Source organism: Bacillus sp. GW821-FHT01G09 (assembly GCF_059422205.1).
This window is the reverse complement of sequence record NZ_JBWKWL010000006.1, coordinates 94,031-108,320: the sequence shown is the minus strand read 5'-3', so window position 1 is coordinate 108,320 and position 14,290 is coordinate 94,031. Positions and strand designations below refer to the sequence as shown.

Genomic DNA, 14,290 nt, shown 5'->3' with positions numbered 1-14,290 from the left:
ATGCCGAAAATTGATCAAAAAGAACAAAACGGTTTTAAAAAATTAAAAATACAAAAAAACCAAATTATTTACTTGCGGTTGGTTTTCCCATACGATGGCAAAAAGGCAAGACAAAAAGGGGAGTAAGGGAGAAAAAAATGTAAGCGGATTCATTTAAGGGGGAATGGATGTGTTAGCAATCTTAGGCTTTCTCATGATGCTTGTGTTTATGGCATTGATCATGACAAAACGGCTTTCTGTTTTAACAGCATTGGTTTTGACGCCGATTGTGTTTGCGCTTATCGCCGGATTTGGATTTACTGAAGTTGGGGACATGATGATTTCCGGGATTCAGCAAGTCGCGCCGACTGCGGTCATGATTATGTTTGCGATCTTATATTTTGGAATTATGATTGATACAGGCCTGTTTGATCCAATGGTTGGCAAAATTTTAAGCATGGTCAAAGGAGACCCTTTAAAAATTGTTGTCGGGACAGCGGTTCTTACAATGCTCGTCGCCTTGGACGGAGATGGCTCGACAACGTACATGATTACGACAAGCGCCATGCTTCCGCTCTATTTGCTGCTAGGCATCCGGCCAATTATCCTGGCGGGAATCGCGGGAGTCGGCATGGGAATCATGAACACGATTCCATGGGGCGGTGCGACGCCGAGAGCGGCGAGTGCGCTGGGGGTTGATCCAGCTGAGCTTACAGGTCCGATGATTCCTGTTATTGCAAGCGGGATGCTTTGTATGGTGGCGGTTGCGTATGTGCTTGGAAAAGCGGAACGAAAGCGCCTTGGTGTGATTGAACTGAAACAGCCAGCCAATGCCAATGAACCGGCTGCTGCGGTTGAAGATGAGTGGAAGCGGCCGAAGCTTTGGTGGTTCAATTTATTGTTAACGCTTTCTTTAATAGGATGTTTAGTATCGGGTAAAGTCAGTTTAACCGTACTGTTTGTCATTGCGTTTTGTATTGCGCTGATTGTGAATTATCCCAATCTCGAGCATCAGAGACAGCGTATCGCGGCGCATTCCAGCAACGTGCTGGCTATCGGTTCAATGATTTTTGCCGCGGGGGTGTTCACGGGGATTTTGACAGGCACGAAAATGGTTGATGAAATGGCGATCTCGCTCGTGTCCATGATACCGGAACAAATGGGCGGATTGATCCCGGCGATTGTTGCCTTAACAAGCGGCATTTTCACATTCTTGATGCCGAATGACGCGTATTTCTACGGGGTGTTGCCGATTTTATCAGAAACAGCTGTCGCATACGGTGTGGATAAAGTGGAAATTGCCAGAGCCTCTATTATCGGCCAGCCGATTCATATGCTGAGTCCGCTTGTGCCATCCACTCATTTGCTTGTCGGACTCGTCGGAGTTTCTATTGATGACCATCAAAAATTCGCATTGAAATGGGCGGTTCTCGCAGTGATCGTCATGACGGCTATCGCTCTATTGATCGGTGCGATCTCTATTTCCGTATGATCTCCGTATGATAATTCAGGCGTAATGACACACACTAACGGCATACAACATTCCGGAGGTGTCATTATGAGTGATCCTTATATGCCGCTGACTTCAGTCAGAAGCGGAACGGGGTTCGAAGCGGCAAAAGGGGTGCACGGCCTGACTGTGCAAATTGCGAATGTCTATTTTATTCAGCTGCCTTCTGAACCTCACTCATTTGTTTTAATTGATGCCGGCATGCCCCAATCAGCCGGCATGATTGTCAATGAAGCCAAACAAAGATTCGGTGAAGGGTTTCAGCTGAAGGCGATTATCCTCACACACGGGCACTTTGACCATATTGGGGCAATCGAAGAGATCCTTGAGCATTGGGATGTGCCTGTTTATGTCCATTCTCGGGAAATGCCTTATGTAACAGGTAAAGAGGATTATCCTCCGGCTCGTCCTGACAGCAAGAGCGGGCTGGTCGCTAAGCTGTCGCCGCTGTTTCCGCGGCACTCCATCGATATTTCCTCACATGTCCAGGCACTGCCGGAAGACGGTTCAGTTCCTTTTCTTGACGAGTGGATGTGGATCGCGACACCAGGACACACGCCGGGCCATATTTCGTTATTCCGCGATGACGGCCGCGTGCTTGTAGCAGGTGATGCTGTTATTACAGTGGAACAGGAGAAAATGGCTGACGTCTTGATACAAAAACAGGAGCTTCACGGTCCGCCGGCTTATTTCACGCCTGACACAGAGACGGCCGCGGAGTCCATTCTAAAGCTGGCCGGTCTTGAACCGGAAGCGTTATTGACAGGGCACGGCATACCGATGACCGGCAAAAACTTTCGAAGTGACTTAACTGAATTGGCAAATCGGTTATCGTCTATTTGACACCCGCACCACGCGGGTGTTTTTTATTGTTTTCCAGGAAGTTGCAGAAAAATCATTTGTCTTGCCGCTTAAAAACGATACAATGAAAAGCATGAAGTGATGTGAAGGGGAGAGTTTGTTGGAAGAAAAAGAAATACTCTGGAACGAAGCGAAAGCGTTTATTGCCGCATGCTATCAGGAATTGGGAAAGGAGGAGGAAGTGAAAGACCGTCTCGAGGACATTAAAAGTGAAATTGACCTGACCGGAAGCTATGTACATACGAAGGAAGAGCTAGAGCACGGAGCGAAAATGGCTTGGAGAAACAGCAACCGCTGCATCGGCAGATTGTTCTGGAATTCGCTGAATGTTATCGACAGACGAGACGTCCGGACGAAGGAGGAAGTGCGTGATGCCCTCTTTCACCATATTGAAACCGCCACCAATAACGGAAAAATCAGACCGACCATTACGATTTTCCCTCCGGAAGAGAAGGGTGAAAAGCAAGTCGAGATCTGGAATCATCAGCTGATCCGGTACGCTGGATATGAGTCAGACGGAGAAAGAATCGGCGACCCGGCTTCCTGTTCCCTGACAGCAGCTTGCGAAGAGTTCGGCTGGCGCGGAGAGCGAACGGATTTTGACCTGCTGCCGCTCATTTTTCGCATGAAAGGCGACGAGCAGCCTGTCTGGTATGAGCTGCCGCGTTCACTTGTGATCGAGGTTCCAATCACACATCCGGACATCGAGGCGTTTTCTGATTTGGAGCTGAAGTGGTACGGCGTGCCTATTATTTCTGATATGAAGCTTGAGGTCGGGGGCATTCATTATAATGCCGCGCCATTTAACGGCTGGTATATGGGCACGGAGATCGGAGCGAGAAACCTCGCAGATGAAAAGCGGTACGACAAGCTCAAAAAAGTAGCGTCCGTGATCGGCATCGCCGCTGATTACAATACGGATTTATGGAAGGATCAAGCGCTAGTTGAATTGAATAAAGCTGTGCTGCACTCGTATAAAAAGCAGGGTGTCAGCATCGTTGATCATCATACAGCGGCAAGCCAGTTTAAACGGTTTGAAGAACAGGAGGAAGAAGCTGGCAGAAAGCTGACGGGAGACTGGACGTGGCTGATTCCGCCAATTTCACCCGCTGCCACTCATATCTTCCACCGCTCCTATGATAACTCAATCGTTAAGCCGAACTATTTTTATCAAGATAAGCCTTATGAGTAAACAATAGAAAATCGATGATGGCCTTCAAGGCTGCGGGATTCAGTCACAGAGATGTCGGTAACCTTTGAGAAAGGGCTTCCGTTCTTTACAGCCTCAACAAACGATTGCAGGGCGTTTTCCGGACCCTCTGCCAAAATCTCGACACGCCCGTCATCACGGTTTTTGACCCAGCCGGCCAGTTTTCGCTTATCAGCTTCCATTTGAACAAAATAGCGAAAGCCCACACCTTGAACCCGGCCGTCTACAATGATTCGGTATTGAAGCATGTAAAAACCACCTTTTCTTTTTATGATAATCAATCATTTTACAACCTGTAAAGGGGATGTGTTTGTATGAAACAAGAGCGCTATTCAGTTCTTTCTCTTAATCTGGGAAAACCGCAGACGCTTGAATATGACGGAAAGAAAATCGAAACAGGCATCATGAAGCGGCCGGCTGAATCAGCCGTCATGCTGTATCGGGAGAATTTTGAAGGAGACGGACAGGCGGACCTCGTCAACCACGGCGGACCTGATAAGGCTGTCTGTGTCTACCCGGCGGAGCATTATCCATTTTGGGAAGAGTTCCTCTCAAGACCGCTGTCAAATGCCGCATTTGGAGAAAATCTGACGGTCGCGGGCCTGACTGAGGAGAATGTTTGCATCGGGGATGTGTTCAGGCTTGATGAAGCTGTTGTTCAGGTCAGCCAGCCGCGCCAGCCGTGTGTAAAGCTGGCGAAAAAGTTTGGTGTAAAAGAAATGGTGCTGAAGGTCCAGCAAACCGGCTATACAGGGTTTTATTTTCGCGTGCTGGAGGAGGGCAGGGTGTCTCCCGGCGCGAACCTTGAATTGCTGTCCAGAGGAGAGAAAGGCATATCCGTCCAGTTCGCCAACCGCATCAACTACCATGATGCAAAAAATCTCACAGCCATTGAACGGATTTTAAGTGAGGCTGCACTATCGGAAAGCTGGAGAGCGTCCTTTATGAAAAAAAAGGACAGGCTGCTGCCGGTTGAATAGAAAAAAGCCGCGCATATCAACGGGCGCGGCTTTGCCATATTTAAGATTGTTTTTTCTTTGATTCAAGCAGGTTGGCAAGAAAATAGGTTTTATAGCTTTGAAGCTTTCTTCCTTCATGGTGCGTGATCCCCTGCTTTTTTAGTTCTGCCACATACCAGCCTTTACTGCCGTAATGCATGTCAGAAAACTCCTTTCCCTATCTGATTTCGAAACGATTGGCATTGTAACATCTATAAAAAGATGCTGAAAAGAGATACGGGGAAAACTGAGCCTTTCGCACTAGATGTACGAATGTTCTTCTGTATGTATATGCGGAGCAAAAGCCGAATATGATTTAATGGCCGGTTAGTTTGATCATGACAACGCCAAATGTCATAATGGCGAAAACAATGCCGATATATGTGAGCATCCCGTTTTTTTTCTTAACGCCGTAAACGGTCATAATGATGCCTTCAATGAAAAAAATGATGCCGAAAATAATAAACCACATGCAGATAAAGGCTCCTTTCACAGACATAATAGTAGTGTAGCATATCTGAAAGAGCCGGGCTGTGACAATATCAAGAAAGCCGGGCGCATATCGCCCGGCTCATGTTTTATTGTTTATCAACCAATTTGACCAGAAGCTGTGCCAAATGTTCTTTCTCATCTTCGTCTGCAACGCTCCAAAGCTCTTGCAGCAGCATTTCTTCACCGTTTTGCGGCTCTTCATGCTTTGCGAGGTAGTCTCCCAAGATCGCAGCGCTTTTTACAAGCTTGCCGTCATCCAATCCCAGCTTTTTGCCTCGGTTGACTTGTTTTTTCAGGTAGCCTTTAAATTCATCAAAGTCTTTTAAAATGTCTTCTTTTATTGTGCCATGCATCGCGTTCATTTCGTTTTCAATTTGGATTTTTTCTTGATCTCTGTTCATTGCAAGACCTCCTCGTGCAGAATAATGATGTTTTACCTGCTATTGGAGGAGGTTAAACCTGCCGGAAGCCCGGAATGTGTTTTACAGTTTCGTCAGGATAATCGGTTCATCTTTTGTGATGACGATCGTGTGTTCAACTTGGGCAACCATGCTTTTATCCGGCGTCTTGAACGTCCAGCCGTCTCCAGCTTCAACAATCGTTTCTGCTTTCGTTGAAATAAACGGTTCAAGCGCGATGACTGTGCCATTTTTGAACAGTGCGTTATCAAACGGATCATAATAGTTCATGATGTGATTCGGCGCTTCATGCAGGCTTCGTCCGATTCCGTGGCCGGTCAGGGTTTTGATGACGGTAAAGCCTTGAGAGCGTGCTTCATGATAAACGGCTCTTCCGATCTGGTTTTGGCGCTTGCCCGCTTTTGCCTGCTGAAGCCCCTTTTGAAAAGCGTTTTCCGCGCATTGGCAAAGCTTATGAAGGCGTTCTTCTCCTTCACCGAGCACAAATGAGATGCCTGTGTCGGAATAGAAGCCGCCAAATTCAGCGGAGATGTCGATGTTGACAAGGTCCCCTGCTTTTAAAATTTTGGATGTGCTTGGTATGCCGTGAGCCACTTCATCATTTACACTGATGCATGTCACGCCTGGAAAATCGTATTCCTTCTCAGGAGCTGAAACGGCGCCGTGCTCATCAAGCACAGCTTTTCCGATAAGGTCAAGGTCTTTTGTGCTCATGCCGGGCTCTGCCTTCCGCTTCATTTCTTCACGCGCAAGCGCGACGATTCTTCCGATTTTTTTCAGGCCTTCTAATTCTTGATCGTTTGTTACAATCATCTGTCATTCCCGCTTTCTTTTTAAATAATCTAGATTAAGCTTACCACAACTGTCTTAAAAATAGGAAACACACGGGCCTGGGAAAAAAGAAATACCCCCGGGAAAATTGGTATAGATCACTAGATATCTTATATGGTATATTTGAAAAAAAAGGGTATGAGGGGGATGGGTATGCTTTCATTTTTACAAAAACTCGGGAAGTCATTTATGCTCCCGATTGCAGTTCTGCCTGCGGTTGGAATTATCCTTGCGCTTGGCAGAGAGGATGTATTTAATATCCCGTTTGTCTATCAGGCGGGGACGGCGGTTTTTGATCATCTGCCGCTTATTTTTGCGATCGGAATTGCCATCGGCATTTCAAAAGACAGCAATGGGGCCGCGGGTTTATCAGGGGCGATATCGTATCTGATGCTTGACGCGGCAACAAAGACAATTGATAAAACAAATAACATGGCGGTGTTTGGGGGAATTATTGCCGGTTTAATTGCCGGTTACACCTATAACCGCTTCAAGGATACCAAGCTGCCTGAATATCTCGGATTCTTCAGTGGCAGACGGCTTGTGCCGATTATAACAGCCATTATTACGATCATTTTAGCGGGCATATTCGGAGTCGTCTGGCCGCCGATTCAATCGTGTATCAACTCGTTTGGAGAGTGGATGCTTGGGCTCGGCGGCATCGGGGCAGGCATATTCGGCCTATTCAACAGGCTGTTAATTCCGCTTGGCCTTCACCATGTGCTGAACAATATTTTCTGGTTCCAATTCGGAGAATATAACGGAGTGACAGGGGATTTGGCGCGCTTTTTCGCGAAAGATCCGACAGCGGGCACATATATGACCGGATTCTTCCCAATCATGATGTTCGGTCTTCCGGCGGCGTGTCTGGCTATGGTTGTGACTGCGAAGCCGTCTAAACGGAAAGCGACGGCTGGGATGATGATTGGGTTTGCTTTAACGGCGTTTATCACAGGGATTACGGAGCCGATTGAGTTTGCATTTATGTTTTTATCTCCGCTTTTATACGCTGTTCACGCGGTCTTAACCGGGTTATCTTTATTTATCGTCAACTGGCTCGGCATCCGCTCAGGCTTCTCTTTTTCAGCCGGAGCTATCGATTATGTGCTCAGCTATGGAATCGCGGAAAAACCGCTGCTTCTGCTTTTGGTAGGTATATGCTATGCGGCAGTATACTTTATCGTGTTTTATGTACTGATTAAGGCTTTGAATTTAAAAACGCCTGGACGGGAAGAAGATGATGTGGATGAAGTGCTGGATGAAAATACTGTTCAGGATGTAAATGAAAACATCATGCTGAAAGGGCTCGGCGGAAAAGAAAACCTTCAAACCATTGATCATTGCGCCACAAGGCTGCGACTGACTGTGAAGGATACCGCTTTGGTGGATGAAGCGCTGCTAAAGAAAGCAGGCGCAAAAGGGGTTGTCAAATCGGGCGGGCAATCGGTTCAAGTCATTATTGGCCCGAATGTGGAATTTGCAGCTGAGGAATTGAGGGCTGCTGTCAAATAAAAAAGCGGAGAGGGCAACCTCTCCGCTTTTTCTTATTTATCTTCGTTATCCTTTGACGTTTCGGAAGAATCTTCGTCATGTTTTGTGTAATCATAATCGGAAGGATTCACCTTCTTAAAACCTTTCGGCTCGTAGAACCGCAGCAGGTCTCCGTTTATGATTTTATCGGACATTTCAAGTTCCTTCTTGACGAGCGAGTCTTCTGACTTGTCGACTTCAGATTCATCGAGTTCTTTTCCGGTTTTCGTGTCGTAATACTTACCGGATATTTTCGTGTACTTCGGTGAAATAAAGTCTCCGTTTCGGAACGGAATCACTTCACGGTGTTCTTTCGATAAAATATCAGAACCGGACATCAGATAGTCCTTCGTATCCACTCCGAGCAGATGCAGAATGGTAGGAGCCACATCAACGTCTCCGGCATATTTATGAACTTTCTCGCCCTTCACGCCGGCAGCGTGGATAAAGAGCGGCACCCGTTGAAGCTGGGCGTTGTCGTAATCAGTGATTTCATCCTTGCCAAGCACTTTCGCCATCGCTTTATTGTGGTTTTCAGAGATGCCGTAGTGGTCTCCGTACATCACAATAATCGATTTATCATATAACCCGTCTTTTTTCAGATCATTGAAGAATTGTTCAATGGACTGATCAAGGTAATGGGCTGACTGGAAGTAGTTATCGACGACAGAGTCACCAAAGTCTCCAGCCGGGAAGTCTGTATCCCCCTCATCCATTCCGAATGGGAAGTGGTTGGACAGGGTAATGAACTTCGTATAGAACGGCTGCGGCAGGCTTTCCAGCAGCGGCATTGATTCTTTGAAGAACGGTTTGTCTTTCATGCCGTAGTTTTTCGTGTTTTCTTCGTTCATGTCATAGTAGGCAGAATCAAAGAATTTATCAATGCCTTCCGCTTTGTACATTTCGTTACGGTTCCAGAACGTCTGCGTGTTCCCGTGGAAAGTAGCAGATGTGTAATTCTTAGACTTCAGAATCGCCGGAACGGATTGCAGCGTGTTTTGCGCTTTGTTTACGAAAACTGAACCTTGAGCCAGCGGGTACAGAGAGTTTTCCATCATAAATTCAGCATCAGATGTTTTGCCTTGTCCCGTTTGGTGGAAAAAGTTATCAAAGTAGAACGTTTCGTTATCATGTGCCAGTTTATTTAAGAACGGTGTCACTTCTTTGCCGTCAATTTTATAGTCGATGATAAATGACTGCAAAGATTCAAGTGAAACGTAAATGACGTTTTTTCCTTCCGCTTTGCCGAAATACACGTTATTCGGCACATCGTAATTGGCTTTCATGTAGTTTTCTACTTCCGTCACGTCGCTGGAATCGGCAAGCGCGCGCTGGCTGTTGGACTTGATATTCTGTACAGCGTCATAAATCGTGAAATTGTATGTTCCCAAGTATTTCACAAGATAGTTCCGGTCGAATGATCTTGTCAGCAATTCAGGACGGTCTGATTCCGCAACTGCCAGGTTGATCAAGAACACAAGAATTGAAGACGCAAAAATAATTCGGAACGATTTTTTGCTTGACGTTTCGGCAGGCTTGTTTACTTTGATCGCCAAGATGATCAGGATGATCGTATCGATAAAGTAAAAGGCATCAGTCGGTCTCATCAGCGAAAATGCGCTGTCACCGAGTTGGCCGCCGTTTGTTTTAGCCTGCATAATGACCGGAATTGTAATAAAATCATTGAAAAATCTGTAGTACACAATGTTTGCGTACAGTAAAAAAGACATTAAAAAATGAATCACTATAATGGCTGTCTGCTGTAATTTTTTCTTGAACAAGAGTCCAAAGCCAAGAAAGAACAAGCTTGAGCTAAGAGGATTCACAAAAAGCAATATTTTTTGTATCGTGTTGTCTATTCCTAAGTTGAAGTTCAGGACATAACCGACATACGTTTTGATCCATAACAGGACGACCGCAATTAAGAAGAAGGCCAGTCCTCTTTCTTTTATAAATGTTTTCATTGTTACACTCCTTTTTTCCGATCCAGTTCGAGCGAAACGATAGAAAAAACGAACGTATCCAATATAACACGAATCAGCAGATTAGAAAAGTGAAAATCGTATGATGGAGAAAGTGGCGAAAAACGCCGTCGAATCAACGTTTCGCTTTGATATTACCAAATGTAAAACAAGGTAGCTTTCTAGAAATAAAGGAATAAAATGGTACATTGAGAATTGTATGATAAAATATAAGGTATAGATAAAAAGAGGTGAAATGATGGATTTTTCCCATATTGTGTCTGAAGATAAAATTAAGCGCGCCATCAAAGACGGGGACTTTCAAAACCTCCCGGGAATGGGGAAGCCGCTGCCGAAGGATGACGCAGCACACTTGCCGGAATCGCTGCGCATGGGCTATCGTATTTTGAAAAACGCGGGAATGGCAGAGGACGAGGGCGCGCTCAAAAAAGAGCTTATGACCATCGACCATTTAATCGAAAAGTGCTATGACGAAAAAGAACGCGAGCAATTAATCAGGAAAAAATCTGAAAAGCAATTGCTGCTTGATAAGCTTGTCGACAAAAAAGGCATGTTTTCAAAGCCAGCATCAGCTTTTTATAAGAATAAAGTATATGACCGGCTTGGACGAAACAGACCTTCTTCCAGCTGATTTGTCTTGTCTGCAGGATGGCGATTGATAAAAGCCATCCTTTTTATGTTCCAAGTTCTATGTCAAAAGGTTTATGTTTTTCCATCTATGGGAAATGACCCATAAACGAAAAAAGGGTGATGGGATGGAACGTCTATTAGTATGGATAGAGCATATATCTGATTGGCTGTGGGGGCCGCCGCTAATCATCCTGCTGACGGGGACGGGGTTGTATTTCACAATTTTGCTGAAAGGTTTTCAATTTCGCTATCCTTTATACATTTTCAAACAGACAATCGGCAGCGTAGGAAAAAAGCCGAAGGGAGAGGGCACAGTCACACCGCTTCAGGCATTGACCTCAGCCCTCAGTTCAACGATCGGTGCAGCGAACATTGTCGGTGTGCCCGCCGCTATTATGTTTGGAGGACCAGGAGCGGTTTTTTGGATGTGGCTTATTGCCTTATTTGCCATGGCGATTAAGTTTTCTGAAAGTGTTCTTGCTGTTCATTACAGAGAAAAAAATGAGCAGGGTGAATACGTCGGGGGACCGATGTATTACATAACAAAAGGGCTGCGCATGAAATGGCTCGGCGTATTCTTCTCTGTTGCGCTGATTGTGGAGCTGATTCCCAGCATTATGGTTCAGGGAAATTCGGTTTCAGTCTCGCTTGCCGAGACGTTTTCTTTCAATAAAATATACGCAGGAATCGGAATTGCATTTTTGATTGGGTTAGTGGTGATAGGAGGGGTAAAGCGGATCGGAAAAGTAACAGAGTTTGTCGTGCCTCTTATGGCAGGGGCATACGCAGGTGCCGGTCTCCTGATTGTTCTCATGAATCTATCATCAGTGCCGGCGTTTTTCTCTCTCGTCTTTTCAAATGCGTTTACCTCTTCTTCAGCAGTTGGAGGGTTCGCAGGTGCTGCGTTGGCGGAAACCGTTCGCTGGGGATTTGCCCGCGGGCTTTATTCTAATGAAGCCGGAATGGGAACAGCCCCGATTGCACATGCGGCAGCAATGACTGATCATCCTGTGCGGCAAGGGTTTTGGTCTGTGATCGGCATTGTCATTGACACCTTGATCATCTGCACGACCACCGCTTTTGTCGTTCTTGCATCTGGTGTCTGGACAGGGAAGAACGCCTCAATTGACCCGGCAGCACTGACGACGGCTGCATTTCAGCATTATTTCGGTTCTGGCGGAGGGTACTTCGTTTCGGTTTCCCTAGTCTTCTTTGTCGTATCAACCATTATGGTTGTCATTTTTTACGGTGTAAAGCAAGCTGAATTTCTGTTCGGGCGGCTGGCAGGACACGTGATTAAATTCGTATATTTAGCGGCTATTATCATAGGTGCCGCAGGCGGAGCAAAAGCCATTTGGGGCTTTTTGGACTTAGCATTGGCTTTTATTCTCGTTCCAAATGTGATTGCGCTGTTGTTATTGAGCAGAAAGGTAAAAGCGCTGTACACCGAATTCTTTACATCTGAACAGTACTACCTGAAAGATATAAGAAAAACAAAACAGAATCCTGTTTATCAAACAAAAGAAGCTAAAAATTCCTAGTGCTTTGCTTTGGCGCTGAACAACGCTTTGCTTTTTATGATCAAATAAATGAGTAAAGGCAGCAAAATAGAAATCACTACATTAATGATTGGTTTGATTCTGTTAAAGTCGAAGCTGATTTGTATGTAAGAAGAACCAAAAGCTGCCGGTTGGTGTATACATGGCTTTCGGGTCGTTTTTAGAGCGATAGGCTGTACCACGATACTTCACTATAATGACGGAAATCCAAAAGGCCGTGATGATCAGGCCTGAACGATCCAAGATACAATCATTACCATGGGGCAGACACAATTTCCGCATCAGTACTGTCCCAATAACAAGAGCGCCGAGGATGCTGACCGTCTGACCAACGGTTTTCGGCAGGCGCACTCCCTCTTCACGGAGAGCCTCAGCTGTATGGCGGGGAAAGAAATCGGCTAGCGGGCAGACGCCGCGCTGAACATTATACCCTGAGGCTTTCAGTGAAGCCCTCTCTCGATCCTTTGATGGTCGATTCTGTTATTAACTTTTCAAAGTTTCTTCATAAACAATAAATCCGCACAGCCCGTTTCCAAAGTCAAATTGTCTAAATACGATGTTTGAGCAACCTTCTGTAAGCTGGGTCAGATTATCGAGGTTTTCCTTCAAATTGGGAGAGATCGGTCTGTCCTGATTGTCTTCAAGCTCTTTGATGAGCTGAAGCGCTTTGTCGCGTTTATTCATAGAGGCTCACCCTGCTTTTTAATGTCATATTCAATAAGTGCTTGTGACTTTTAGGGTAACCTTGTCTGTTTCATATAATCCAGACTAGGATGAAAGCGCTATAAAAAAGTGTTGACTACCTGTATATACAGGAATACAATATGATTATAAGTTGTATATACAAGTTATAAAAACGGATACGGAGGGGTTGGCATGGGGGAACTGAACAAATCGGCACGTCAGATTGTCGAAGCAGTCGGCGGTGCAGAAAATATTGCAGCGGCAACTCATTGTGTTACACGTTTGCGTTTTGCTTTAATAGATGAAAGCAAGGTTGACCAAGAGATGCTTGATCAAATTGATGTGGTAAAGGGATCATTCTCGACAAACGGACAGTTTCAGGTCGTAATCGGCCAAGGAACTGTCAATAAAGTATATGCTGAACTGGTTAAGGAAACGGGGATTGGCGAGTCAACAAAGGATGAAGTGAAGAAGGCCTCAGAAAAAAATATGAATCCTTTGCAGCGTGCTGTGAAAACGCTTGCAGATATTTTTATTCCAATATTGCCTGCGATTGTCACGGCGGGTCTTTTAATGGGGATCAATAACATTTTAACGGCGGAAGGCATTTTCTTCAGTACAAAATCGATTGTGCAGGTTTATCCGCAGTGGGCGGATCTTGCTAATATGATTAACCTGATTGCAGGCACGGCCTTTACGTTTTTGCCTGCGTTAATCGGATGGTCTGCCGTCAAGCGGTTCGGCGGCAATCCGCTTCTCGGCATTGTGCTCGGAGTTATGCTCGTGCATCCTGATTTGCTGAATGCGTGGGGATATGGAGCGGCAGAACAAAGCGGAGAGATCCCGGTATGGAATCTATTCGGCCTAGAGGTGCAGAAAGTCGGCTATCAGGGCCAGGTGCTCCCAATTTTGCTTGCTTCTTATATGCTGGCGAAGATTGAGGTATTTTTAACAAAACGCACACCTGAGGGCATACAGCTGCTCGTTGTCGCACCAATTACGCTTCTCTTAACAGGATTTGCCTCTTTTATCATTATCGGCCCGATTACATTTGCGATCGGTAATGTACTGACTTCAGGGCTGATCTCGGTGTTCGGTTCTTTTGCCGCACTGGGCGGTCTGTTATATGGCGGTTTCTACTCAGCGCTCGTGATTACCGGTATGCATCACACGTTTCTTGCAGTCGACCTGCAGCTCATCGGATCAAAGCTCGGCGGCACCTTTTTATGGCCGATGCTGGCGCTTTCTAATATCGCACAAGGTTCGGCGGCTCTGGCCATGATGTTTATCGTGAAGGATGAGAAACAAAAAGGCCTCTCCCTCACATCAGGGATTTCTGCTTATCTTGGCATTACAGAGCCTGCCATCTTTGGGGTGAATCTGCGATACAGATTCCCGTTTATCATTGCAATGGTCAGCTCTGGCCTGGCCGGAATGTATATTTCTTCTCAAGGTGTGCTGGCAAGCTCCGTCGGTGTCGGCGGCGTGCCGGGGATTTTCTCAATCATGAGCCAGTACTGGGGCGCGTTTGCAATCGGGATGGCTATTGTATTGATCGTGCCGTTTGCCGGAACATACGCGTATGCGAGATTCAAACATAAATAA

15 protein-coding genes and 4 pseudogenes are annotated in these 14,290 nt (G+C 45.9%); 10 read left to right on the top strand and 9 right to left on the bottom strand.

Annotated features, from left to right (window positions below; all coding sequences use genetic code 11):
• The 4 genes from AC07VD_RS19140 (at position 1) to nosA (ending at position 3,542) form a co-directional block, all read left to right on the top strand.
• Positions 1 to 126 carry a hypothetical protein gene (locus AC07VD_RS19140; RefSeq protein ID WP_003233716.1) on the top strand — a complete coding sequence of 42 codons (126 nt, stop codon included), beginning with the start codon at positions 1 to 3 and terminating at the stop codon, positions 124 to 126.
• A gap of 43 nt (positions 127 to 169) precedes the next feature.
• Positions 170 to 1,471: an Mg(2+)/citrate complex secondary transporter CitM gene (gene citM, locus AC07VD_RS19135; RefSeq protein WP_003242978.1), complete on the top strand. Its 1,302-nt coding sequence runs from the start codon at positions 170 to 172 to the stop codon at positions 1,469 to 1,471.
• A 66-nt stretch (positions 1,472 to 1,537) separates the two neighbouring features.
• Positions 1,538 to 2,332 (top strand): MBL fold metallo-hydrolase, encoded by a 795-nt coding sequence (locus AC07VD_RS19130; RefSeq protein ID WP_015383086.1) that lies wholly within the window; start codon positions 1,538 to 1,540, stop codon positions 2,330 to 2,332.
• A gap of 118 nt (positions 2,333 to 2,450) precedes the next feature.
• Positions 2,451 to 3,542 carry a nitric oxide synthase oxygenase gene (gene nosA / locus AC07VD_RS19125; protein WP_213418841.1) on the top strand — a complete coding sequence of 364 codons (1,092 nt, stop codon included), beginning with the start codon at positions 2,451 to 2,453 and terminating at the stop codon, positions 3,540 to 3,542.
• On the opposite strand, the gene AC07VD_RS19120 is transcribed toward nosA, so the two are convergent.
• On the bottom strand, positions 3,533 to 3,808 hold the full coding sequence (locus AC07VD_RS19120; protein ID WP_003243829.1) for an acylphosphatase: 276 nt from the start codon (positions 3,806 to 3,808) through the stop codon (positions 3,533 to 3,535). The genes nosA and AC07VD_RS19120 overlap by 10 nt on opposite strands.
• 66 nt (positions 3,809 to 3,874) lie before the next feature.
• Between AC07VD_RS19120 and AC07VD_RS19115 the strand changes: the two genes are divergently transcribed.
• A complete protein-coding gene (locus AC07VD_RS19115) occupies positions 3,875 to 4,540 on the top strand; it encodes an MOSC domain-containing protein (protein WP_217020663.1) in 666 nt (221 codons plus the stop codon).
• A gap of 40 nt (positions 4,541 to 4,580) precedes the next feature.
• Here AC07VD_RS19115 and AC07VD_RS19110 read toward each other — a convergent pair whose 3' ends face one another.
• The 4 genes from AC07VD_RS19110 to map form a co-directional block, all read right to left on the bottom strand.
• Positions 4,581 to 4,718, bottom strand: a complete 138-nt coding sequence (locus AC07VD_RS19110) for a YflJ family protein (protein ID WP_003233704.1) — start codon at positions 4,716 to 4,718, stop codon at positions 4,581 to 4,583.
• 156 nt (positions 4,719 to 4,874) lie between these two features.
• A complete protein-coding gene (locus AC07VD_RS19105) occupies positions 4,875 to 5,030 on the bottom strand; it encodes a hypothetical protein (RefSeq protein ID WP_003244572.1) in 156 nt (51 codons plus the stop codon).
• A 106-nt stretch (positions 5,031 to 5,136) separates the two neighbouring features.
• Positions 5,137 to 5,451: a DUF3243 domain-containing protein gene (locus AC07VD_RS19100; RefSeq protein ID WP_003233700.1), complete on the bottom strand. Its 315-nt coding sequence runs from the start codon at positions 5,449 to 5,451 to the stop codon at positions 5,137 to 5,139.
• 81 nt (positions 5,452 to 5,532) lie between these two features.
• Positions 5,533 to 6,282, bottom strand: coding sequence for a type I methionyl aminopeptidase (gene map / locus AC07VD_RS19095; protein ID WP_003233698.1), 750 nt, complete (start codon positions 6,280 to 6,282; stop codon positions 5,533 to 5,535).
• A 171-nt stretch (positions 6,283 to 6,453) separates the two neighbouring features.
• On the opposite strand from map, the gene nagE reads away from it, so the two are divergent.
• Positions 6,454 to 7,812: an N-acetylglucosamine-specific PTS transporter subunit IIBC gene (gene nagE / locus AC07VD_RS19090; RefSeq protein ID WP_494721936.1), complete on the top strand. Its 1,359-nt coding sequence runs from the start codon at positions 6,454 to 6,456 to the stop codon at positions 7,810 to 7,812.
• A 32-nt stretch (positions 7,813 to 7,844) separates the two neighbouring features.
• Here nagE and ltaS read toward each other — a convergent pair whose 3' ends face one another.
• Complete coding sequence (ltaS, locus tag AC07VD_RS19085) at positions 7,845 to 9,794, bottom strand: lipoteichoic acid synthase (RefSeq protein WP_003233694.1); 1,950 nt, start codon at positions 9,792 to 9,794, stop codon at positions 7,845 to 7,847.
• Positions 9,795 to 9,894: 100 nt separating this feature from the next.
• Here ltaS and AC07VD_RS19080 point away from each other — a divergent pair.
• From AC07VD_RS19080 to AC07VD_RS19070, 3 genes and pseudogenes are all read left to right on the top strand, one after another.
• A pseudogene (locus AC07VD_RS19080) lies at positions 9,895 to 10,032 on the top strand (hypothetical protein).
• Between the two features lie 18 nt (positions 10,033 to 10,050).
• Positions 10,051 to 10,443, top strand: a complete 393-nt coding sequence (locus AC07VD_RS19075; RefSeq protein WP_003233692.1) for a DnaJ family domain-containing protein — start codon at positions 10,051 to 10,053, stop codon at positions 10,441 to 10,443.
• 124 nt (positions 10,444 to 10,567) lie between these two features.
• Positions 10,568 to 11,983, top strand: a complete 1,416-nt coding sequence (locus AC07VD_RS19070; protein ID WP_015252561.1) for an alanine/glycine:cation symporter family protein — start codon at positions 10,568 to 10,570, stop codon at positions 11,981 to 11,983.
• On the opposite strand, the pseudogene AC07VD_RS19065 reads toward AC07VD_RS19070, so the two are convergent.
• From AC07VD_RS19065 to AC07VD_RS19055, 3 pseudogenes are all read right to left on the bottom strand, one after another.
• Positions 11,980 to 12,244: pseudogene (locus tag AC07VD_RS19065) on the bottom strand (endospore germination permease); the annotation flags it as partial. The gene AC07VD_RS19070 and the pseudogene AC07VD_RS19065 overlap by 4 nt on opposite strands.
• 48 nt (positions 12,245 to 12,292) lie before the next feature.
• Positions 12,293 to 12,373 (bottom strand): annotated as a pseudogene (locus tag AC07VD_RS19060) (spore germination protein); the annotation flags it as partial.
• Between the two features lie 126 nt (positions 12,374 to 12,499).
• A pseudogene (locus AC07VD_RS19055) lies at positions 12,500 to 12,685 on the bottom strand (spore germination protein); the annotation flags it as partial.
• 192 nt (positions 12,686 to 12,877) lie between these two features.
• On the opposite strand from AC07VD_RS19055, the gene treP reads away from it, so the two are divergent.
• Positions 12,878 to 14,290, top strand: coding sequence for a PTS system trehalose-specific EIIBC component (gene treP / locus AC07VD_RS19050; RefSeq protein WP_003233682.1), 1,413 nt, complete (start codon positions 12,878 to 12,880; stop codon positions 14,288 to 14,290).

Excerpts from the sequence above, each read along its gene's own strand:
- AC07VD_RS19070 (WP_015252561.1), top strand. The coding sequence starts at position 10,568 with ATGGAACGTCTATTAGTATGGATAGAGCATATATCTGATTGGCTGTGG.
- AC07VD_RS19140 (WP_003233716.1), top strand. The coding sequence starts at position 1 with ATGCCGAAAATTGATCAAAAAGAACAAAACGGTTTTAAAAAATTAAAA.
- AC07VD_RS19115 (WP_217020663.1), top strand. The coding sequence starts at position 3,875 with ATGAAACAAGAGCGCTATTCAGTTCTTTCTCTTAATCTGGGAAAACCG.
- AC07VD_RS19130 (WP_015383086.1), top strand. The coding sequence starts at position 1,538 with ATGAGTGATCCTTATATGCCGCTGACTTCAGTCAGAAGCGGAACGGGG.
- AC07VD_RS19110 (WP_003233704.1), bottom strand. The coding sequence starts at position 4,718 with ATGCATTACGGCAGTAAAGGCTGGTATGTGGCAGAACTAAAAAAGCAG.
- map (WP_003233698.1), bottom strand. The coding sequence starts at position 6,282 with ATGATTGTAACAAACGATCAAGAATTAGAAGGCCTGAAAAAAATCGGA.
- AC07VD_RS19105 (WP_003244572.1), bottom strand. The coding sequence starts at position 5,030 with ATGTGGTTTATTATTTTCGGCATCATTTTTTTCATTGAAGGCATCATT.
- nagE (WP_494721936.1), top strand. The coding sequence starts at position 6,454 with ATGCTTTCATTTTTACAAAAACTCGGGAAGTCATTTATGCTCCCGATT.
- ltaS (WP_003233694.1), bottom strand. The coding sequence starts at position 9,794 with ATGAAAACATTTATAAAAGAAAGAGGACTGGCCTTCTTCTTAATTGCG.
- AC07VD_RS19100 (WP_003233700.1), bottom strand. The coding sequence starts at position 5,451 with ATGAACAGAGATCAAGAAAAAATCCAAATTGAAAACGAAATGAACGCG.
- AC07VD_RS19075 (WP_003233692.1), top strand. The coding sequence starts at position 10,051 with ATGGATTTTTCCCATATTGTGTCTGAAGATAAAATTAAGCGCGCCATC.
- AC07VD_RS19120 (WP_003243829.1), bottom strand. The coding sequence starts at position 3,808 with ATGCTTCAATACCGAATCATTGTAGACGGCCGGGTTCAAGGTGTGGGC.
- treP (WP_003233682.1), top strand. The coding sequence starts at position 12,878 with ATGGGGGAACTGAACAAATCGGCACGTCAGATTGTCGAAGCAGTCGGC.